Annotated in this window: 9 protein-coding genes; 1 reads left to right on the forward strand and 8 read right to left on the reverse strand. The window is 57.4% G+C overall.

Features of this window, described 5'->3' with window-relative positions:
• Positions 1-755: 755 nt before the first annotated feature.
• Positions 756-9,530, reverse strand: a complete 8,775-nt coding sequence (locus tag BerOc1_RS02430) for a GH36-type glycosyl hydrolase domain-containing protein (RefSeq protein WP_129586467.1) — start codon at positions 9,528-9,530, stop codon at positions 756-758.
• 406 nt (positions 9,531-9,936) lie between these two features.
• On the opposite strand from BerOc1_RS02430, the gene BerOc1_RS02435 reads away from it, so the two are divergent.
• Positions 9,937-11,415: a B12-binding domain-containing radical SAM protein gene (locus tag BerOc1_RS02435; protein ID WP_071544123.1), complete on the forward strand. Its 1,479-nt coding sequence runs from the start codon at positions 9,937-9,939 to the stop codon at positions 11,413-11,415.
• A 38-nt stretch (positions 11,416-11,453) separates the two neighbouring features.
• On the opposite strand, the gene BerOc1_RS02440 is transcribed toward BerOc1_RS02435, so the two are convergent.
• From BerOc1_RS02440 to BerOc1_RS18750, 7 genes are all read right to left on the reverse strand, one after another.
• Entirely contained in the window at positions 11,454-11,828 is a 375-nt protein-coding gene (locus tag BerOc1_RS02440) for a hypothetical protein (RefSeq protein WP_071544124.1), read from the reverse strand.
• Positions 11,829-11,911: 83 nt separating this feature from the next.
• A complete protein-coding gene (locus tag BerOc1_RS02445) occupies positions 11,912-12,991 on the reverse strand; it encodes an ATP-binding protein (RefSeq protein WP_071544125.1) in 1,080 nt (359 codons plus the stop codon).
• A 505-nt stretch (positions 12,992-13,496) separates the two neighbouring features.
• Positions 13,497-14,720, reverse strand: a complete 1,224-nt coding sequence (locus BerOc1_RS02450) for an ATP-binding protein (protein WP_071544126.1) — start codon at positions 14,718-14,720, stop codon at positions 13,497-13,499.
• Positions 14,717-17,752: a chemotaxis protein CheB gene (locus tag BerOc1_RS02455; protein ID WP_071544127.1), complete on the reverse strand. Its 3,036-nt coding sequence runs from the start codon at positions 17,750-17,752 to the stop codon at positions 14,717-14,719. The genes BerOc1_RS02450 and BerOc1_RS02455 overlap by 4 nt, the downstream gene beginning before the upstream one ends.
• Before the next feature lie 121 nt (positions 17,753-17,873).
• Entirely contained in the window at positions 17,874-18,074 is a 201-nt protein-coding gene (locus tag BerOc1_RS02460; protein ID WP_071544128.1) for a BON domain-containing protein, read from the reverse strand.
• Between the two features lie 197 nt (positions 18,075-18,271).
• Positions 18,272-18,514 carry a GlsB/YeaQ/YmgE family stress response membrane protein gene (locus BerOc1_RS02465; protein ID WP_071544129.1) on the reverse strand — a complete coding sequence of 81 codons (243 nt, stop codon included), beginning with the start codon at positions 18,512-18,514 and terminating at the stop codon, positions 18,272-18,274.
• A 1,810-nt stretch (positions 18,515-20,324) separates the two neighbouring features.
• Entirely contained in the window at positions 20,325-20,942 is a 618-nt protein-coding gene (locus BerOc1_RS18750) for a hypothetical protein (protein ID WP_129586468.1), read from the reverse strand.
• Positions 20,943-21,465: the final 523 nt, after the last annotated feature.

Here is a 21,465-nt window from a genome sequence, read left to right on the forward strand (position 1 = left end):
CATTTAATAGGGGGTGCCACCACGCAGACTCGTTCGTTCTGCGCATAAAGCGGTGGCCGTGGGGGAATTTTGACAACGGCAGGTGTATAGATACCTGTCGTTTGTCCGGCGGGGGTGCTGTGTTTCAGCCTGGCGTTTGGATGTGAAAGCGTACCGCTTGGAAATGAACGGCAAAGAAGTGTTTGGTGTTACGGCATGTTAGTGCCTACTTAAACGTTCATCAGTTTAGACTATCGTCAAAACTTATGAACGCGCCTGAACGCGTTTGCCCTCCTTCTGATTACTCAACCTGACAGGTTATGCCCTGTCGTATCACCCCGAGAAATCACCGCGCAAGGTTCGGCGGCAGGGTTTCTGTCCCTGCCCGCCGTTTTTCCTGCGAGCGTGACGCAAGCAGCCGCCGGGGCAAGGCCAAGCCCTTCGGGCGGACGCTTCGCGGTCCGGCCTTGCCCCGACGACTTTGCTTGCGTCGTTACCTCTGCAGGCGACGGCGAGAGGGATGGCGATTTCGACTCAGGCTCAAGGGATTTCGAACCATGAAATCTGCACAGTGTTGTGAAGAGCTTCATGCAATGCGGTCTAACCGGACTCCATGAGATAACATACTGGTATCGAACTGTATTATAACATGAATGAGTTGGAAAAAACGATCATTGAAAAGTCGGCCGTCCTTCTGGATGCGGAGTTCCGTTGGCCTAGCCCGCCAAGCGATAGAGGGCTGGTCAACGATCCAATAAAATAGGACTACTCCTGCACTACTGGTCTGCATTCAGCGGTTGTTCGGGGTTTCCCCCATTCATGAAAGACTCTGCCGCCGGCGTGCTTGCCCCTGAAATCGGCACCCGCACCTCGGCCCAGTGTTCCTTGCGATCATCCGTCAGGGGAATGCAGCCATCCTGCTGCTGGATGCGGTCCAGGCTCACGCTCAACTCTCCCTTCTCTTCCAAGACCTGCACAACCTGGATGTGGAATACCGTTTCCCGATAGCGGTAATGCAGAGTGAACCCCTTCCAATCGGGCGGTAAACAGGGAGAAAAATGCAGTCGGTCCACCTCAAGGCTGAGGCCGAGAAGCGATTCCAGCATCAACCGATACATCCAGGCCGCAGAGCCGGTGTACCAAGTCCATCCGCCCCGGCCGACATGGGGGGATACCGCGTAGACATCCGCCGCCATGACGTAGGGTTCGACCTTGTAAACCGATGCCTGTTTGGCCGTGAGTGCATGGTTCAAGGGGTTGATGATGCCGAACAGTTCCCAGGCACGACGATTGTCGCCCAGCCGCGCAAAGGCCATGGTCGCCCAGATGGCTGCGTGCGTGTACTGACCGCCATTTTCCCGTATCCCTGGGGCATAGCCTTTGATGTAGCCGGGATTGAGCGGGGAGGTGTCGAAAGGAGGATCCAGCAACTGCACCAGCCCTTGCTCGCGGCGGACCAGACGCTGGTCCACAGCCTCCATGGCCTGACGTGAACGTTCCGACTCTCCGGCCCCGGAGAGCACTGACCAGCTTTGGGCAATGGAGTCGATCCGGCACTCGAGGTTCGTCGAGGAACCGAGCGGCGCGCCATCGTCGAAGTAGGCGCGGCGATACCACTCGCCGTCCCAGCCATTGGCCTCGATACTGCCGCGCAGTTCCGCGGCCTCGGTGTCGCAGCGTTCGGCAAAGGGGGCGTCGCCATGGGAACGGGCAATTGCGGAAAACTCGTTGAGTACGTCGAAAAGGAAGAAGCCCAACCACACGCTCTCGCCCCTGCCGTTTCGGCCCACAAGGTCCATGCCGTCGTTCCAATCGCCTGACCCCATGAGCGGCAGACCGTGTACGCCGTAGCGGAGGCCGTGTTCGATGGCCCTGGTGCAATGCTCGTACAGGCTGGCCGTCTCTTCGGATTGTCCCGGCAGGTCATAGTAGGAATCCTCGTCCGCCTTCAGCCTTCGGCCTTGCAGGAAACCCACGGGTTCGTGCAGCACGCCGGTGTCTCCGGTGGCGCGCACATAGCGGGTCACGGAGTACGGCAGCCAGAGATAGTCGTCGGAACAATTGGTGCGTACACCCCGGCCCGTCGGAGGATGCCACCAGTGCTGCACGTCGCCTTCCTCGAACTGACGGCTGGCGCCGCGCAGCAAATGCTCGCGCACAAGCTCCGGCCGGGCGTGAATGAGGGCCATGACGTCCTGCAACTGGTCGCGAAAGCCGAACGCGCCGCCGGATTGATAGGTTGCGCAACGCGCCCAGAGGCGACAGGACAGAGTCTGATACAGGATCCAACCGTTTGCCAATATATTGAACGCATGGTCCGGGGTCTCAACATGCACTGCCCCCAGGGTGTGCGTCCAGTGCTGCCAGACCTTGTCCAGGGCCATGCGCGCGGCGGTCGGTCCACGGTAGCGCTCAACCAGGCTCCTGGCGGCGGCGACGTCGCGCCCCACGCCGAGCCGGAAGACGATCTCTCGCTCCTGCCCGGCCTCCAGGTCAAAAGCCACTTGAATGGCCGCACAGGGATCAAGGGCGGCTCCCACCCTGCCGGAAAGCCGGGTACGCGTCATGGCGGCAGGGGCCTCCAACGTGCCCCCCCGGCCTATGAATTCCGCACGGTCGCCGCTCACGGTGCGTGTGGTTTCGTCAACATCGAAGAAGGCCGTCCGGCCGCTGAATTCGGTGTTGTAGGCGTTGCGGGCAAAAAGCGCCCCGCTGTTCAGATCAATTTCAGTGACCACGTGTTCGGCGGCCTTGCTGCGCAAATCTCCCAGCACCCATTCGGCATAGCCGGTGGCCGAAAGCCTGCGCGCTCTGTCCGACTCGTTGCGGACTTTCAGCACAGCGAATTTGACGGCGTCATCAAGAGCCACGTAGACCCACAGTTCACTAACGACACCGCGCTCGGTGTGCTCGAAGACACTGTATCCGAAGCCGTGACGGGTGACGTAGGACGTGGTCCCGCGGCAGGGCAACGGCGTGGGCGACCAGAAATGGCCCCGCTCCTCGTCACGGATATAAAAGGCCTCCCCCCGCGAATCGCTGACCGGATCGTTGCTCCAAGGGGTCAGGCGAAATTCATGGGCGTTCTCGCTCCAGGTGCAGCCCATGCCGCTTTCGGAGATAATGGTACCGAAATCCGAGTTGGCCAGCACGTTGATCCATGGTGTGGGCGTCCGTTGTCCCTGGGCCGTGGTGATGACGTATTCCCTGCCGTCCGGTGTAAAGCCGCCCAGGCCGTTGGAGAAGCTCAGGTCCTCTCGCGGCAGCGGCGCAACGGCGGGGGGGGCCGCACGCAAGGGGCGTGTCGGGACGAGTCGAGGCATCGTTGTCCCCGCCAGGCTGTGACCGCCGATTTGTTCCGCCAAGGTCCCCCGGGTGTCGGAGAGGGCGACTCGGGCCACGGCCTTGAACAGGATGCGATCTTCCTCGGCTATGCGATCCGCGGGCCGGACGAATATTCCCCCGGGCCGGTCCGCCTGGTTTGCCGAGGGGCCTCCGGCGATGAGCCCCATGATCTGGTCGTGGAGAATCTGCCGGTATCCGGCATGGTCCTCATTCCAGATCACCAGGTCCACCGCCAGTCCCTTGAGCTGCCAATAGGCGTGGGCCCGCACTAGCTGGCGCACCAACTCGATGTTGACCGCGTCCTCGATCTGCAACAGCACGATGGGCAGGTCCCCGGAAATGGAATAGCCCCAGAGTCCGGATTGTCCACGGGCATTTTTGATGAGTACTTCCGCTTCGACCCGGAGCGCGGAATTGGCGTACAGGATCGAACCGGCCAACCTCCCATAGAGCTGCGCCTCGGCCTCCGTGGCATTCAACTGGCGCAGCTGGACCTGGCTGTGGGTCCAGGCCAGGTCGAAGACGCGGTCGGCCATGCGCTGGTCCTGGTATTTTCCCATCAGGCCAAGGGCTCCTTGGCGGGTTTCCGAAATGCCGAAGATCATATCGACGATCACGGACTCGCCCGGATCGAGGGTTACGCGCTGACGGATGGCGGCTACGGGGTCGAGCACCGTCCCTTCGCTGTTCGAGAGGGAGTCCTCATCTCCGCCGCCATCTCTTTGCAGCGCCAAGGGTGCGGCGGTGGTATTGCCGCGGCCGATGAAGCACATGCGGTCGGTCTCACAAGAGGCGTTCGTGCCCTCGGAGCCGCGCACGGCCATCATGTGCAGCATGAACGGTGGATTTTCATCCTGAGAGCGAGGCCGGCGGGTACAGAGGATGGCCCGGTTCCCGGAGATGATCTCGGTCTGCACAAAGAGATTGCTGAAGGCCGGGTGCAGGGCGTCCGCCGCCTGCGGCGCCAGAACCACTTCCGTGTAGCTGGTCACGTCGATGGCCCGGCGGGTGCGGGCGCGGTTGGTGATGCGCAGGCGGCGCAACTCGATGTCGTCCTCGGGCGAGACGGCGATCTCGGTATGCGCGTCGTAGTCCTGCTCGCGGCACTGGAATTCGGCCTTGCCTTCAGAGAAGATCGCCCCGAAATGATTCGAGCGCCTGAGCGTCGGCTGATGGGTGGTGGCCCAGTATTCCCGACTGTCCACGTCGCGCAGGTAGCAGAATGTCCCCCAGTTGTCGCGGGTGGGGTCCTCGCGCCAGCGGGTCACGGCGATGTCACCCCAGCGGCTGTAACCGCCGCCGGCGTTGGTGACCATGACATGGTAATGGCCGTTGGAGAGCAGTTGCACCTCCGGGCTCGGCGTGTCGGGAGAGTCGTAGACACGCATGGGCGTGGCTGCGGCCCCGGCCGCATGGTGATGCTCGGCAAGTTCCGTGGTGTGGGCGAAAAAAGCCGCCGATTGGGGGATGCGCTCCTGAAGCAGGGGAAGTGTGGCCAGGAACCGGACGTCGGATTCGAAACGCCGCTGCATCGGACCCTCAAGCAGTGTCCCGGCCAGGGCCAGGAGAGTCATGCCCTGGTGGTGGGCCATGAAGGACCGAACCACGGCCCTTTTCTGGCCGCGCGGCAGACGGGACGGCGTGTAGTCGACAGCCTCGTACAGGCCATAACGGGCTTCGAGCCCCTCTTTCGCCAGGCGCTCCAGATTCTTGCAGGCCTTCTCCGGGGCAACAAGAAGCGCCAGAGCCGTGGCATAGGGCGCGATGACAAGATCTTCGGCCAGGCCGCGCTTAAGCCCCAGGCCGGGCACGCCAAAAGCGCGGTACTGGTAGCTCCGGTGCGCGTCTATGGCGTAGTAGCCGCATTCGGAGATTCCCCAGGGTACCCCGTTTTTCCGGCCGTAGTCGATCTGCCGGGCCACTGCCGCCTTGCAGGTCTGGTCAAGAAGCGTGTTCGCATAACTGGGCATGACCAGGTTGGGCATCAGGTATTCGAACATGGAACCGCTCCAGGAGAGCAGAATCGGCTCTCCTCCGGCGGAGGTCAGCAACCGCCCGAAGGCGAACCAGCTCTCCTGCGGCAGCTGCCCCTGGGCGATGGCCACAAAGGTGGCGAACCGCGCCTCCGAGGCCAGCAGATCGTAGAAGCTCTGGTCTCTGCGACGTTCGTCCACATTGTAGCCGATGGCCAGCAGGTGCCGCGTCTTGTCATACAGAAATCCGTATTCCATCCGGGCCAGGGTGTCACAATGTTGGACGAGTGCGTTCTGGCGTCCCATTCTGGATTTGGCCTGCCGGCAGGCAGCACTGATCATGTCCCTCATTTCCGCTGCCTGCGCCGCTGTTGCGGCGGACCCAAACCGGGTTTCCAGCACAGCCAACCCACCCAACGTCGGAATCTCGTCCAGAAAAGCCAATTCTTCGGGGAATTCGCGGGAAGACGCAGCCCACGGGGTCAGCAGGTCCAGTTCGGCCAGGGCGTCCCTGCATTGCCCGGCAAAGGCCTGGAGCCACCAGCGGAACGAGTTGTCGGGGGCGGCGGTCTGGAAATCCCGGCTGTCGGTCACTGCCGCCACCGATATCTTCAGTCTTTCGAGGCACAACCGCGTGGCGCTCAAGGTGACGGGCGGATTGAGCGCGGCCTCGGCCACATCCCGACGCAGTGCGTCCATCCGGGACGCGACAGCGGTTGGCAGGTCGCCAGACAGGTCGTCCAGAACGATATCCAGGATGTCGCCCAGGCTTTCAAACAGCCGGGGAGAAAGGATATGGTCCTCGGTCAGTGCGAAAAGCCCCGCCCGCAGAGTCAGGAGATGCCCCGCCAGATTCCCGGAATCGACGGAGGAGATATAGCGCGGCGCAAGCGGCTGCAAGGTGCGGGTGTCGTACCAGTTGAAGAAATGGTCTTCGTACCGGTCCATCCGCTCCATGCTTTCCAGAGCCCGCGAGGTGCGCTCCAGCAGTTGTCCACAAGAGATGAAGCCGAAATCGAACGCGGAAAGATTGGCCAGGAGGGCCAGGCCCATGTTCGTGGGCGAGGTGCGGTGCGCGATGACGGCTTCGGGCCGTTCCTGGAAGTTGTCCGGCGGCAGGTAGTTGTCCTCCGGGCCGACAAAGGTCTCGAAAAACCGCCAGGTCTTGCGGGCTATTCTGCGCAGGAGCAAGGTCTGGCCATCCGTGAGCCGCTCATGGCGGAGGGAGAGCGGCTGACCGAGCCACCAGGCCAGGACCGGAGAGAGAAACCAGAGGCCCAACACCGGCCCGGCAGCGAGCAACGCAGGCGGGTTGACCGTACCATGGGCGAAGGCCGTGGCCACGGCGAAGAACGGTCCGAACCACATGTTCCGGTACGAGCCAACGAGGTCCATGCGGTTCTTGCTCCCCTCCCCGCCCGACGGCTCCCATTCAAGGAGTCCCCGATGCGTGATAAGCATCCGCCAGATGGTGCCTGCCACTGCTTTCAGGCTGTAGAATGCCTCATGGGGCAGACAGACCAGGGCAAATAATGCCTGGGCGAAATGTTTGGGCAGCAGCTCCATTGCGGCGGCGAGGTGCTGCAGCAGGGACAGGTTCACGGGTTTTTGCAGCGCGTTCAACACCGCAGCGATGACCGACGGCAGCAAAATGATGCCGCTCACGGTCAGGGTCCAGAACCAGGCGGAAGCCGGAACAGTCCACCCCGCCAACAGGAGCAGGACCAGCGCAGGAGCGGTCAGGCTGCGCCGCAGGTTGTCAAGGATCTTCCACCGCGACAGGAGCGAGAGCGGGTTTTCCCGGCGCGAGCCGTCGGCGCCGGGAACGCCGGGCAACAGCCACCGTGCGATCTGCCAATCGCCGCGAATCCAGCGCGTTCTGCGTCTCACATCCTCGCCGTAGCTGGAGGGGTAATCCTCGAACAACTGCACGTCGCTCAGAAGTCCGGCCCGGGCATAGCAACCCTCCAGGAGATCATGGCTCAAAATGCGGTTCTCCGGAAAACGCGCGCCAAGGATGCGCTCGAAGGCCTCGACCTCGTAGATGCCTTTGCCGATGAACGAGCCTTCGCCGAACAGGTCCTGGTACACGTCGGAGACCGCCCGGGTGTAGGGGTCGATGCCGACTTCGCTGGCGCACATGCGCGCATATCGGGACCGGTTGGTCCCGGACAGGCTGGCGGTCACGCGCGGCTGGAGAATCCCGTAGCCGCCGATCACCCGCCGGGCATGCGTGTCGTAGCGGGGACGGTTCAGCGGGTGGGCCATGGCCCCCACCAATTGCCGGGCGCAATCGCGGGGCAGCTGCGTGTCGGTGTCCAGCGTGATGACGTATTTCGCCCCGCGCAGCACGCTTGCATCGCCGACAATGAGGGAAAAGGACGCTGACAGACCGTCGCGCAACAGGCCGTTCAAACACGCCAGCTTGCCACGCTTGCGCTCATAGCCCATCCAGATCCGCTCCTGGGAGTTGAAGCGGCGCGGCCGGTGGAACAGGTAGAAGATGTCGCCTGTCGCGCTCGGGTACCGCCTGTTCAGCCCCTCTATGCACTGTCGGGCCAGAAGCAGCAGGGAAGCATCGCCGGGCAGTATCTCCTGGGCCGCATCGCTGAAATCCGTAAGGAGTCCGAAGTGCAGGTATTTGTCTCTATTGGCCAGAAAACGGACTTCCAGGGCCTTGGCCAGGCCTTCGATGGCCGGGGCATTGGTAATCATGGTCGGAATGACGACCAGGGTACGCTGGTCCTGCGGAATGCCCTTGGAAAAATCCAGACGCGGCAAGACGTGCGGCGTGGTCAGCAGGGTTGCCACCCAGTTCGTCAGTGCCACCGCCAAATGGCTGGTGCATGCAAGCAGGAGCAGGCACATCAGAGCCAGCCCATACCCGTGCAGGCCATCGGCCTGCGCCCTGACCGCCAAACCTCCGGCGAAGAGCATCGACAAGAGCAGGATGCCGCCGCCATAAAGCAGCAGGGGGAACCGGCTGCCCGGTGAGGCCATGAACTCTACCGCAGAGTTGCCCACTTTTGCCGATTTATTGAGTTGAGCCAAGCCCTTGTCGATGAGATAGTATCCGACATGGGCTGTGAGAGAGTCTTCGCCATGAACGGTTGCGCCCTCCCGGGCCAAGTGGATGGCCCTGTGCGCGATCTCAACCTCTGAAAAAGGGCTCCTCCTGGCCATCCGCTCCACCACATGGCGATAGCGATCACGCGTGGCAAAATCCATGGCGCCATATGCCTTGGCAGGATCCTCGCCCAAAGCCTTCTCGACAAGACTCGTGGACTCGACGAATTCGCTCCAGTCCATTACGCCGAGGAAGCGCAGGCTGCCGATGCTGTTGCTCATAGAGGCATGGTCGGCGGATTGTTGCTGGTTTTCCAGGTACACCAACTGCTCGATGGTCAGGCCGGTTCCGGACAACTGCTGCTCGATCCAGGTCAACGGCAGGGCCAGAGCCGGGCCCTTGCCGTGCAGACGGCGCGAAAGCTCGGCCACGAACGAACTCGCCAGGGGCGGATCGGAACGGGCCATGTCGGCTATGGTCAGGATCAGGTCTTGCGGTTGTTTGGCGGCAACTCCGGTCATCTGGTCGGCCCAGAATTCGGCGCGGTTGCGGTCAGCTCTATAGCGGGCGATGCGGACGGCCACCCGGCGCAGATTCTCGATGAGCGCCAGGCGCAGCATGATCGGAATGGCCCAGAGTTCGCCCAAGTTCAAAGGGACCACGGACTGATAGGCCACCACGATGCTTCTCAGGCTCTCCGGGGCCACCTGTCCGTCACTGTGGGAAATGCTTTCCAGGGCGAGGTCGTACACCCTCGGGAGGCCGGCCGAAGAGCCGTCGGCCAGGCGCGGAAGCTCCCGGCTATAGCCCTTGGGAAGGTGAAGCCCGGCAGTGCGGATCTGTTCCTCTATCACATAAAAATTGTCCAGCAGCCATTCCCCGGCCGGAGAAATCCGGCGGCCCGTCTTCACGTCCTCGGTGAGTTGCGTATGGACGTCGAACAGCACGGCCTGGTTTTCAGCCAGCCGCGCAAGCAGACGGTCCCTGGAGCGCCTTGCCATCAGCTTGTGCGACTCCGCAAGAATCTTGCCGTGCTGCTCCATCTGGTCGGCGTTGAACAGTGTCGAGCGCAGGGACGGCTCCTCCACCCTCTTCGTGCCCCGGACTGATTCACGCAGGCGAGACCAGACTTCGGAAAGCCTGTCGCCCATGTTCTTGTGGCTCATGCCCATATCGATATCTCCTGCCGCCGAAACAATGGCGGGGTCGTTCGGATTGAAACAGGGCTCGTCGGTGGGAGGGCCTGCAAAACCGCTTTCACGGACGGATAAATTTTCGGTGAAGGTTCGGTACGGACATGGAAGGAATTCCTACCGGCCGGGACGTCTTGACGAGTAAACACGTCCGGGAAGGCGCGAGTGTCCGAGTAGTTTAATGTATAGCGCAAATTTTAGCCCGCAGATAGGGCAACTATTGCAAATATCATCATCTGGCTAAGAAATATCTGTAACAGCAAGTATTAATTCGCCAACTCGTAATATACGCCCCAATATTATCTCCACATAAAACAATCATATAAATCCGATTGTAAATTACTACAAAAGGGGTATTGTATGTATGAGGTAACAAATTATGAACGCTCTTCTTGTCTATCCCGCTTATCCGGATACGTTTTGGAGTTTCAAGAGTATACTGTCCTTTGTTTCCAAAAAGGCGGCCTTTCCACCGCTCGGCTTGCTCACCGTGGCCGCGATGCTTCCCGTGGAATGGGAAAAACGCCTGGTGGACACAAATGTCGCCCCTCTGGGCAACGCCGATCTCGAATGGGCGGACGTGGTCCTGATCAGCGCCATGATGGTGCAGCTTCCCAGCGCGAGGAAAATCATGAAACGCGCCAGAGAAGCCGGCAAAATCGTGATCGCGGGAGGCCCGGCCTTCAGGTCGCACCTGGAGCAGTTTCCCGATGCGGATCATTTCATCATCGGCGAAGCCGAAACCGTCATGCCCGAATTTCTGCATGACTTCGAACGGGGAGCGGCAAAGAAACAGTATATTTCTTCTGAGCACCCCGATTTGGACTCAACGCCGCTTCCCGCCTGGAGCCTGTTGAGAATGAAGGATTATATCTCCATGTCGGTGCAGTATTCCCGCGGCTGCCCTTTTGATTGCGAGTTTTGCGACATTGTGGCCATGAACGGACGGCGCCCTCGTGTAAAAAATCCCGATCAGATGATGCGGGAGATCCAAAGTCTGTATGATGCCGGATGGAGGGAGTCCGTCTTTATCGTGGACGACAATTTCATCGGGAACATAGCCCGGGTGAAGGAGTTTCTGCCCAGGCTCGCCGAATGGCAGAAGCTGCACCATTATCCTTTCAAACTCATGACCGAGGCCAGTGTGAATCTGGCGCAGGACAATGAACTCATGGAGATGATGAGTGCGGCGAACTTCCATAAGGTTTTCATCGGCATTGAAACGCCCTCCACGGAAAGCCTGGTTGAATGCGGAAAAAAACAGAACGTCACCACCGATTTCAGCTCGGCGATTCGGGATATTCACCAACACGGCATGCAGGTGATGGGTGGTTTCATCGTGGGCTTCGACAACGACACCACATCGATTTTTGGTCAGCAATTCCGATTCATTCAGGAGATCGGGGTCGTGACGGCCATGATCGGGGTTCTCAACGCGATGCCGCATACGAGACTTTGGAACCGGCTCAAATCAGAGGGGAGATTGCTTGGCGAATTAAGCGGAGAGAACACCGACGCCTGCGTGAACTTCAACCCCCGCATGGGATGCGAAGCCCTGCTGGATGGATACCGGAAACTCGTGAATGAGCTCTACTCTCCCAGGGAATACTATGACCGGATCAGCACGTTTCTCTCTTCCTACGCGCCCACTGCACGAGGGAAAATGGTGCGGACGGATATTCAGGCTTTTTTGAAAAGCATGTGGGCTGTCGGGATAGCCTCACCCGCCCGCGTCCTCTACTGGAAACTGGTGCTGAGGACGCTGCTGACCAAGCCGAAAGCCCTGTCCGCCGTGGTCGAGCTTGCGATTCAAGGCTTGCATTTCACCCGGGTGTCCCGGCGCATCATGGGTGTGTGAGAAAACAGGGGGCACGAAGCCCCCTGTGTATGGACGGATCAACTGCCCGGAATGGGAAAGATCTTCTGTTCGCTCTTGGCCGGATTCTTTTCCAATTGGCGGTAGCGGTTCCATGCGTTTTTCGACAAGCGCCCCAGGATGTCATCCAGGTCGGAGCCATGCATCAGATTGCTCAAATCCGCTTCGTTCATCAGGCGGTCCGAAAGCGTATAGCCTTCGCCCTGATCCAGGTCGAGCTGGACGTCCTGAATGTTGAAAGCGGGCAGCGTGCCGCAGACGTCCATGAGTAGATCCCGCACCGTCTGATAGAAGAATTTCTTCACGTCTTCCGTTGATTCGGCCTGGGTCAGCAACTCGCGGAACCGGCTGCGGGCTCCCTGCTCCTGCTTGGTGAATGACAATTGAGTGCTCATATGCTCTCCTTGTTGCGTTGACATTTTGCCGAAATCCGGCGGCCGAAGTGATGGCGGAAGCTGCTCGCGGAAACCCGCGCGGATCAAGCGCGTGAGTATTTGATGATGTCTTCCTTGAATTCCTCGATCACGCCCTCCGTCAGTGAGGGGGTGAAGGTTGCAATGGCCTGGACGATGGCGTCCGTTGTCACCGGAACGTTGCTCCCGCTTTCGCATTCTTCTTCAAAGGCGTGCTGGGCTATGGTCTGAAAGAGGTATTCGATGTCGGCCGGGGTGTATTTCCCCGTCAAGGCGATGATACGCGCCAAATCGATGGCGCCTACGTTCATCTTGGACAAGAAATATTTCAGTATGGTTTCCCTTCCGCTCTCGTCGAGAGTCCCGACCGGGATGATGCAATCAAATCGCCCAGGCCGCAGCAGGGCGGCGTCCAGTTGGCGAATGTAGTTGGTCGCGCAGACGAGCAGCACCTTGCTGGTATGGCTTTTGATGAGCGGGACCTGCTTGAGAAACTCATTGGTGATGGACCTGTCTATACGACTGGCTTTATCCCGATTGCCTGCAAGTTCTTCGAATTCGTCTATGAATATAACAACTTCTTCCAAGTCTCGCGCCTTCTCCATCACACTACGCAGGTGGGCGCCGATTTTGTCCACTCCGTCGACCATGAGCATGCTCGGCATGATTTCCACGTACCACCACGCCAGCCTTCCGGCCATCGCCTTGACGAAATGGGTTTTACCCGTGCCGGGAGGGCCGAAGAAAATGATGGTCTTGGGTGGAGTGACGCCATGCTTCCGAGAGAGTTCCTCCTCAACCAAAGGAAGAATGATCTTCTTTTGTATCAACTTCTTGGGCGGCTGGGTATCGGAGATGGTGTCCCATATGTCGCGGGTGATGGCCTGTGCGCCCATTTGCACCAGCAGTTTTTCCTGGTTGTGCGTGGCGAGTTCCTCGTCCGTACCGATATTATCGACAAAATCCTTGCAGGCGATCTTGAATCCGACATCCCGGTCCAGTTTTTCGGACAGGACCCACTGATGCCGCCTGATTTTTTGCCAAAGATCGGTAACGACGTCCGTATCGAACTTCGCGCCGCAGGCTTCGAAAATCTTGCTGGCGCAGACCTCGGGTACGGGTGATTCGAATGTTTTGATATCCATTGTTTGGGCTCCTGCCGCAACATCGTATTTACAATACATTTATTATATTCAATCAATGTGCACTGATGGGACTATTAATTGAAATACCACCATTTTAAACACAGACACAAAGGCCAATGAGTATTTACATAGTACTCCATGATCTGGGATTGTCACTGCATATTTTCATAAAACAGTTCATGCGGAGCAAATATAAAATCAATCGGACTTGCCGTGAGTTATTGGCGAGTTGCCGATCCCATTCGATGTGGATTGTTTCGATCCGATGACCCAGAGTGTTGTTAGAACGACCTGGCAACGGGGGGAGAGCCCCGCTCCGGATCGGCAACCGTCATCCCCCACCCTCTTCGGCGGTCAGGACACCCGGCACGAGCGGTGGAACCGAGTCTCGACAAGCCTCGATCCGGCTCGAAGAGACCTCCATGAGGCTTTAGCCATGGGGCAAAGGACGTTGTATTCCTACTTTCAGATACAAGGGCTTTCGGCGGGCCGGGCTGAAGGCACGCTACCGGATGTCGCAGCGGGGGAGCGAGACGCTGACCGTGGTTCCGTCGGCCTCGGATGTGGCGAGTCCGATATGGCCGCCATGCGCCTCGGTGATGAGCCGGGCGCTATAGGTCCCCAACCCCGTGCCGAACCGCTTGCCCGCAGTGGTGTATTTCTCGAAGAACCGGTCCCTGATTGATTCAGGCACCGCACCGGTATTGTGGATGGCAACGTGCACCACTTCGGGATCCACTCGACAGGCGATGGTCACGCTCCCCCCGCCGGGAGAGGCCTCGATAGCATTTTTCACCAGATTCGCGAACAGGTCTTCAAAGAGAAAGGCTTCTCCGCATACCCGCGCCCTTCCGGCAACACACTCCGCCGAAGGCTGGAGGAGGATGGTCACATCGTTCTGCGCGGAGAGTATCGCCAGGGAATCCTTCACGGATTCAAGGAGTGGATGGACTTCGAGCAGTGTTTCCGCCGGCGTGTATTCACCCCTTTCCATCTCGCGCAAGGGCTCGGCGGCATCAATGAGACGGATCACCTGCCGGACGCCGAGAACGACTTGCGGGAAAACGTCCATCAAGGCATCGTCCATCTTCCCCTTCAAAAACAATTCCGCCAAGGAATACAAACTGGTGAGCGGCCCCTTGATGTCGTGATGTATTATGCTTTGCACGTCCTCCCGGAACTGTTCTTCCTGTTTGCGCGCCGCAATGTCGTGTATCACGATGCGGCAAACGGGAGCGCCTTCGTCATCCGGGGCTATTGAGCCGGTCAAAAGTGCCCAGAACTCGCTCCCGTCTTTTTTCACCAGACGCAATTCACATTCCGCCCTCGCTGTAGGCGAAGCATTGTTGAAGAGCTCTTTGCGGTGCCGGTAATAGATGTCCTGGTCCTCCTTATGGATAAACCTGGTCCAGGGCTGTCCTACCATTTCACCACGAAGCATGCCGAGCAGTGTCGCGGCGGTGAGATTGGCCTCGAGGGTCAGCCCTTTTTCGCTGACCGTGCAATACCCGACCGGGGCCATGTCATAGAGATCAAAGTAGCGCGCCCGTACGGCATCCAGTTCCGTTTGGGCCCGGCGCAACTCCTCGTTCTGCAACTCCAGCTCGATCTGATGGACCCGCAACTCGTGGAGCGCCTGCTGCGCCGCCTCGGAAGAAAGAGGGGATTTGTCCGCGGATTCAGTCGCCTGGATCAAAGCTTCGGCTTGATGTCTGAGTTTGTCTGTCATGTGCTGTCCCTCCCCGGGGCCATCCGTTGTATGGTTGCCATGGCATAGACATGACCCGCGTCGTCCGCCAACGGGCTGGCCGTAAGCCATACCTCCAAGGTCTGTCCGTCCTTGTGGACGCGGCTCGTCTCATAGGGCGCCGGCATGACGCCCGCCGCGACTTGCCGGATGTTCTCCAGCTCCTGCGACTGCATATCCTCCGGAAGCATATCCCGAATGTTCATGGCCAGCGCCTCCCCTTCACTCCACCCGAAAAGGCGCTCCGCCGAGGGATTCCAGGACAGGATATCTCCCTTCGTGTCCAAGACGGCGATGGCGTCCAGCGAATCCCGCGCAACCACCGCCAGACGGATTTGGCCATGGGCCTCCCGCAACAACTCGTGGGATTTCTTCATCTCGGTTATGTCGACAAAGGTGATGACCGCCCCCTCGATCACGTTCTCAAGGGTGCGATAGGGCTGGATACGCATCGTGTACCATTTGCCGTCCGCCGTCTGTACCTCCAGATCCTTGGGGAGCAGCGTCTCCAATACGGACCGCACGTCCTCAACCAGGTTGTCGTAACCCACCATCTTGGAGACGATGTGGCCGACGGGCCGCCCGATATCGATCGGGATCAGGTTGATGATCCGGGTGGCGGCCGGGGTGAAGCGCATGATGCACAGCTGGTGATCCACGAATATCGTGGCGATGCCCGTGCCGGAAAGCAGGTTGCTCATGTCGTTGTTGGCCTGCGACAGATCGATCAACTTGTTCTGCAGCTCGGCATTGACGGTGGACAACTCCTCGTTGACGGATTGCAGCTCTTCCTTGGAGGTTTCCAGCTCCTCGTTCGAAGATTGCAGTTCTTCATTGATGGACTGCATTTCCTCGTTGGAGGAGTTGAGTTCCTCGTTGGACGTCTCCAGCTCCTCGATGGTGCTTTGGAGATACTCCTCGTTGGCCAACAGATCTTGCCGCAATGTCGCGATCTCATTCTTTTCTCTGGCCAGTTTCTCTGCCCCATCCTCGACGTCCGGGAGATGGGATTTTTGCACCGCCCCGAGGTCGGCTTGCGACGTCGGCCTCAAGACCACCAGATAAAGGGAGGCGGAAAACCCGGCATGGTCGGCCGCCACCGGGCAGACCGTCAGATCGACCGAAGTGAAGGGCCCGTTGGTCTTGACCCGCAAAGCCTGGCTGCGAACGGTTTCACCGGACGATCGCGCCTTGTGCAGGGCCGTGCTCAGCCCTCGGCGCAATCCCTCCCGCGCCATCTTGAGGATGTTGTTGGTGCCCGCTTCGCCTTGCGCGGGTTCCAGGTACTGGCCGGTGCGCCCATGGAGGTAGAGGATGTCGCCTTGGGCGTTGACCAGCACTCCCGCCGGGATGAACCGATGCAGCAGCGTCTGTTCGGTCAATTCGCGCAACGGCAGTTTAGCGGGGGCGGCCTCCTTTACGCCTGTCGGCCGGAGGGGGGACGAGTCAAGGACCGTCAGCGGCGGCAGGAAACGGCCCATGGGCGCGGAGTGCCTGCCGCGCGCAACTTCACTGCGCAGATACAGTTTCGACTTGCGATCCACTGCGGTAAACAGGTCTCCAAAGTCGCCCACCGTTTCCGATGTGCCCAAAAAAAGGAAACCGCCGGGTCGCAAGGCGTAATGGAAGAGCGGGATGAGTTTTTTCTGCAACTCCCCGCCCATGTAGATGAGCAGGTTGCGGCATACGATGCAGTCGAGCCTGGAGAAGGGCGGGTCCTTGATCACATCCTGTTCCGAAAAGATCAGTATGTCGCGGAGCGTTTTGTGGATGCGGTAGGTGCCGCCATTGGCTTCAACCGAGAAAAACCGCGCCAGCCGTTGCGGTGTGACGTCGGTGGCGATGCTGGCCGGATACAGCCCGCTTCGGGCCGTGGCTATGGCCTGGCTGTCAATGTCTGTGGCAAAGACCTGCACCTTGAATGTTTGTCGGGTCTTTTCCATGTACTCCTGAAGGAGAATGGCGATGGAGTAAGCCTCCTCTCCGGTGGAGCATCCCGCCGACCAGATTCGGATTGAGGAATTCGGGGACTTCCCGGCAAAGAGTTTCGGGATGACTTTTTCTTCAAGCACCTTGAACACATCGGCATCGCGGAAAAAACGGGTCACGCCGATGAGCAGGTCGCGGAAAAGGGCCTCCACTTCCATCGGGGTTTGCCGCAGGTATTGAATGTACGCATCCAGCGTGTCGATCTGATGCACGGCCATTCGGCGTTCAATGCGGCGATGAATGGTGCTCGGTTTGTACTGGGAAAAGTCGTGTCCGGTCTGGGCGCGCAGCAGGATGCATATTTTGCGCAGCGCATTGTCGGTCACGGGCGCGGACGCCGTTCGGAGAGGCGGACCATAGGCATGGTTCGCATAGGCGATGATCCGGGCGGGCATCTCCGACGGCACCAGCTCGTAATCCACCAGGCCGGTGGCAATGGCGCTGCGCGGCATGCCGTCGTGCTCGCAGGATTCGGGCGTCTGGGCAATGACCATGCCCCCTTCGCCCTTGATGGACCGCACGCCGAGGGTGCCGTCGCTGCCCGTGCCGGAGAGCACGACGCCGATGGCTGATTCATGCAGGCTCTGAGCCAGGGAGCGGAAAAAATAGTCAATGGGCAGCCGCTGTCCCCGTGGGGCGATGGATTCGATCAAGTGCAGACTGCCGTGCAGAAAGGCCATGTCGCGGTTGGGCGGGATGATGTAGATGCAGTTGGGCCGGACTTCCATGCCGTCTTCCACCTCGAAGACCTCCATGCGGGTACAGCGGCGGATGAGCTCGGTCAGCAAGCTCTTGTGATCCGGAGCCAGATGTTGCACCAGGATGAAGGCCATCCCCGGATCGGCGGCGGCGGACATGCCGGAAAAAAAGGCTTCGAAAGCCGCCAGACCTCCGGCCGAGGCGCCGATGCCCACGATGGGAAAGACCGATCCAGACCAGCGCCCCGGATCGGGAACGGTTTTGTCGTTCGATACGGGGGAGGTCTTTTGCAGCTTGGAATCGGGTGTGTCTTTTTTCTTTTTCATGAACCTGCCTTCGTCTTCACCTCATACCTTGTCCAACACCAATTGTCGCGTGATAAGACCCTGTCGGATGCCGGGGCGTTGCCCTCGGGCATCCCTCCGCCAGCCCCCCCGGCATACTTCCTCAAGGCGTTTCTATCCAATTGGTACTGTTGACTATCTTCTTCACGCCGTGAACATCATCCACGAGCTTTCCGGCCAGGTCCTTCTCGGCATGGCTTCCGGCCTCGCCGTTCAGGGTGCCGATTGGGCGATGGTAGGACAACGTCCTCTCGGCCATGGCGGTGATGGCGGCATCGTCCACCACCTCTCCCGGGGGTTCCATCTTTGCGGCGTCCGTCGACTGGTTCTGCGAGGGAGAAAACGGCAAAGAATCCGGATGGAAGCAGAATCTCAACGGGTAATGTTACAGTGTGGAGTCGTGTGGGCGCGGCAAAGATGCGCGGAACGGCCAGGCGTGTTTCAAAAGCGGGTATGGAGGGCTGCGGAAGCTTAAACGGCGGGTGCCATGGAGTACGTCGATCAGGCTCTTCTGAACAGACGCAGAATGAAAATCAGGATCACCGCACCCACTGTCGCTGTGACTATTGCCCCGATCAGTCCGCCTGAGTTGATCCCAAGAAGTCCGAAGACGTATCCGCCTATCACCGCCCCAAGAACACCGATGACGATATCTCCAATGAGACCGAATCCGCCTTTCATAAGCATCCCGGCCAGCCAGCCGGCAACCAGTCCTATCAATACGAACCAGAATAATGCAGCCATGATGTCCCCCTGAGATTAAAAAGATATTCAACTGGTTTCAGTTTAGCATATGCAGCAACAATGAACACTATAAATTTTATTAATACAGCGAATGCACAATCGTTCCAGGAAAGCTGAACTTGTCCGGTGGACAGAAACCGGCTTGGATTGAAAAAGCGGCACAACTTGATACTCTGTCCAACTCAAATCCATCGTTAAGTACCCAAGGGAACGAACTCATCCCCAGGAACCCTGTTTTCTGAGTGCGCGATTGACCCAAATCCACGAGAGGCATACCGTCTGAGACAGGACTCAGTGCCAATTCCGGCTCATGGTCACTACTCTGAAGGAGAACTCCACATGGATGAACTGTGTGAAAACTGTCGTTATTATCTCGCGGTTCAGACGAATTACAAAGAGGACGGGACGTGCAGGTTCGCGCCTCCGACCATTTCTCTGATCTCCGAACAAGCCATGGGCATCTGGCCAAAAGTGAAAAATACGGATTGGTGTGGCCAATTTTCTCCCAAAAGAAAACAGAAGAAATCCTAGTATTCCCTCAAACTGAATTTCTCCGAACCTGGAACGGCAACCCGTTACGCCATTAACAGTAGCTCAGATTGAAGGGTTCCTTGCCCCATAAGACCAAAGTATAGGCGAGTTAAGTTAACGCGAGATTATAATTGGCTAAAATTAAACACGATTGTTTTGTTTGCGTGTGTGAAAAAATGTGTAAAACGGTTTCGAAAATTCACGAATGCTTTCGTATAACACCGAAAATCATTCAATGATAAGTGCCCGCCTTATTTGATAAATAAAGCGGGCAATCGATTTTCAGAAGCGTGGTGGGTACTTTTAAGAAGAGTTTTACCTTCGTTTAAATTTGAGGAAACTCCCAGTTGCTGAAGCCGGGTCAAAATGGTAGGTCAACCATAAATCAGGAAGGACACGTCGAGCAGGAATAGACTAATAAAATCAAATCATTGCCGCACAGCCGAAAAATCAGGACTTCCGAGTCTTCTCTTCGGCACCAGAATGAAACAAGGGTTGCGGCTAACCAGCTGCAACCCTTTTTCGTATTTATCCTGCAAGTTCGTCAGTTAGATCCTACCCCCTAAAATTCGGACCAACGTCCCGGGACAAAGCAGGTCGGACCTTCCCCGTTTGCCGAGGAATGACCTGCCTATGGCGCGAATGCGCCACACAACAACCGACACGGGACAAATCAATGTCCATTTCCCAACTGAAGGAAAATTCAGGAACCCATTTAATAAAGGGGTGCCACCACGCAGGCTCGTTCGTCCTGCGCATAAGCGATGGCCGTGGGGGTCAACAACGGCAGGTGATAGATACCTGTCGTTTGTCCGACGGGGGTGCTGTGTTTCAGCCTCGCGTTTGGATGTGAAAGCGTGCCGCTTGGAAATGAACGACAAAGAAGTGTTTAGTGTTACGGCATGTTAGTGCCTACTTAAGCGTTCATCAGTTTAGACTGGCGCCAAAACTTATAAACGCGACCTCATCTCGTTTGACCTCCTTCTGATTACTCAACCTAACTGGTTATGCCCTATCGTATCATCCCGAAGAATCGCCGCGCAACTTCCGGCGGCAGGGTTTTGACCTCCCTCCGCTTTTTCCGCGAGCATTACGCAAGCAACCGCCAGCACAAGGCCAAGTCCTTCGAACGGACGCTTCACACAGTCCGGCCTTGCCCCGGGGACCTTGCTTATGTCATTATCATGGCAAACCACGGTGAAAAGTATGGCGAAGGATAAAGCAGCTCTAAACGCCAGAACTCAAATAGCCCGAGAACCTGTCCACCTTAAAACGCCGCTCAGTGGTCCAACAAAGTGGATCCACTTCTGTGGTCTTTTTGAACATTCTCCACAATTTTTATCTCCTCCCAAGTTTTTTTTACTCCTTTATGGAGATCAAATACGTTTTTAAAACCCATCAAATACATTAAAACCTCCAAAGCTAACCCTACTAAAATTAATGTAAACATACCACCTAGCGGCTTCAATTGTTGTTCGCAAATAAACGCATAAACAAATGGAAACATCACAATAAGCCCATTGATTAATAAAAATAATGCAGTCTGTGGTTTCGTATAGCCAAAATGCGGCCTTTTTCTAAATTCTTCCCAGTCCATTTCCCATGTAGATGTTTTTGTGACAACAAGGTACGAGGTGCAAATTCTTTGCATTCCTTTTGTATAGTGAGAAAGAACATATAAAAAAAATATTACAATTGAAGATATTATAGAAAGCATGTAATGTAGTCCACCAATATCCGCCCCTTGAACTGGAATATCTTTTGGCAATTGCATTGTCAGCACCAAACCAAATACAGTTACTGAAAGTGTCGTAAGCAAGAATCTTTGATTCGCAAGCTGATTAATCTCTTCATGAATTTTTTGAACGTCACAAGAAGTTGGTACCCTGTTGCACATACGATCTCCTTACCTGTTTAAAAAATTATGACTTGCTGGATTAGTACTAACTTTGAGAACTGGCCTCACGTCTTTGGACCACTGAGCGGCTAACTTAAGTAGTACAGGTTCTATGGTCATGCCACCCTGAATCGTACTGCTAATATATCTCCATCGACTTTCTGCAGTCAATAAGTTTATCAAGAGCCAGTTATTATATAGAAATTTCCCGAAAAACTGGATCAGAAGTTAAGGTAATGGGATGGATCAACTCCTTTGATAAGCTCTTTGGCTTTTCATCAGGGTCACCCTAGGCTGTCACCAAGCTTGTACATGAAGTACAAGCTCAAACGTAAGAAACGGGTCCAATGAAAAGTATTACTACCATCGGCATTGATCTGGCAAAAAAGGTTTTCCAACTTCACATGTAAAGTCCCCGCTCCATAGTTGCTGAAGCTGGGGATCAAAGTGCAAACATGAAGAACACGCTAGGACATAATAAACAAACAAAATCATATATTGTCGCATTGTCGGAGATTTTGCA

Source organism: Pseudodesulfovibrio hydrargyri (assembly GCF_001874525.1).
GTDB classification, from domain to species: Bacteria; Desulfobacterota; Desulfovibrionia; order Desulfovibrionales; family Desulfovibrionaceae; genus Pseudodesulfovibrio; species Pseudodesulfovibrio hydrargyri.

Coding starts and splice junctions, on each gene's coding strand:
- BerOc1_RS02430 (WP_129586467.1), bottom strand. CDS start 9,530: ATGAGCCACAAGAACATGGGCGACAGGCTTTCCGAAGTCTGGTCTCGC.
- BerOc1_RS02435 (WP_071544123.1), top strand. CDS start 9,937: ATGAACGCTCTTCTTGTCTATCCCGCTTATCCGGATACGTTTTGGAGT.
- BerOc1_RS02440 (WP_071544124.1), bottom strand. CDS start 11,828: ATGAGCACTCAATTGTCATTCACCAAGCAGGAGCAGGGAGCCCGCAGC.
- BerOc1_RS02445 (WP_071544125.1), bottom strand. CDS start 12,991: ATGGATATCAAAACATTCGAATCACCCGTACCCGAGGTCTGCGCCAGC.
- BerOc1_RS02450 (WP_071544126.1), bottom strand. CDS start 14,720: ATGACAGACAAACTCAGACATCAAGCCGAAGCTTTGATCCAGGCGACT.
- BerOc1_RS02455 (WP_071544127.1), bottom strand. CDS start 17,752: ATGAAAAAGAAAAAAGACACACCCGATTCCAAGCTGCAAAAGACCTCC.
- BerOc1_RS02460 (WP_071544128.1), bottom strand. CDS start 18,074: ATGGAACCCCCGGGAGAGGTGGTGGACGATGCCGCCATCACCGCCATG.
- BerOc1_RS02465 (WP_071544129.1), bottom strand. CDS start 18,514: ATGGCTGCATTATTCTGGTTCGTATTGATAGGACTGGTTGCCGGCTGG.
- BerOc1_RS18750 (WP_129586468.1), bottom strand. CDS start 20,942: ATGTGCAACAGGGTACCAACTTCTTGTGACGTTCAAAAAATTCATGAA.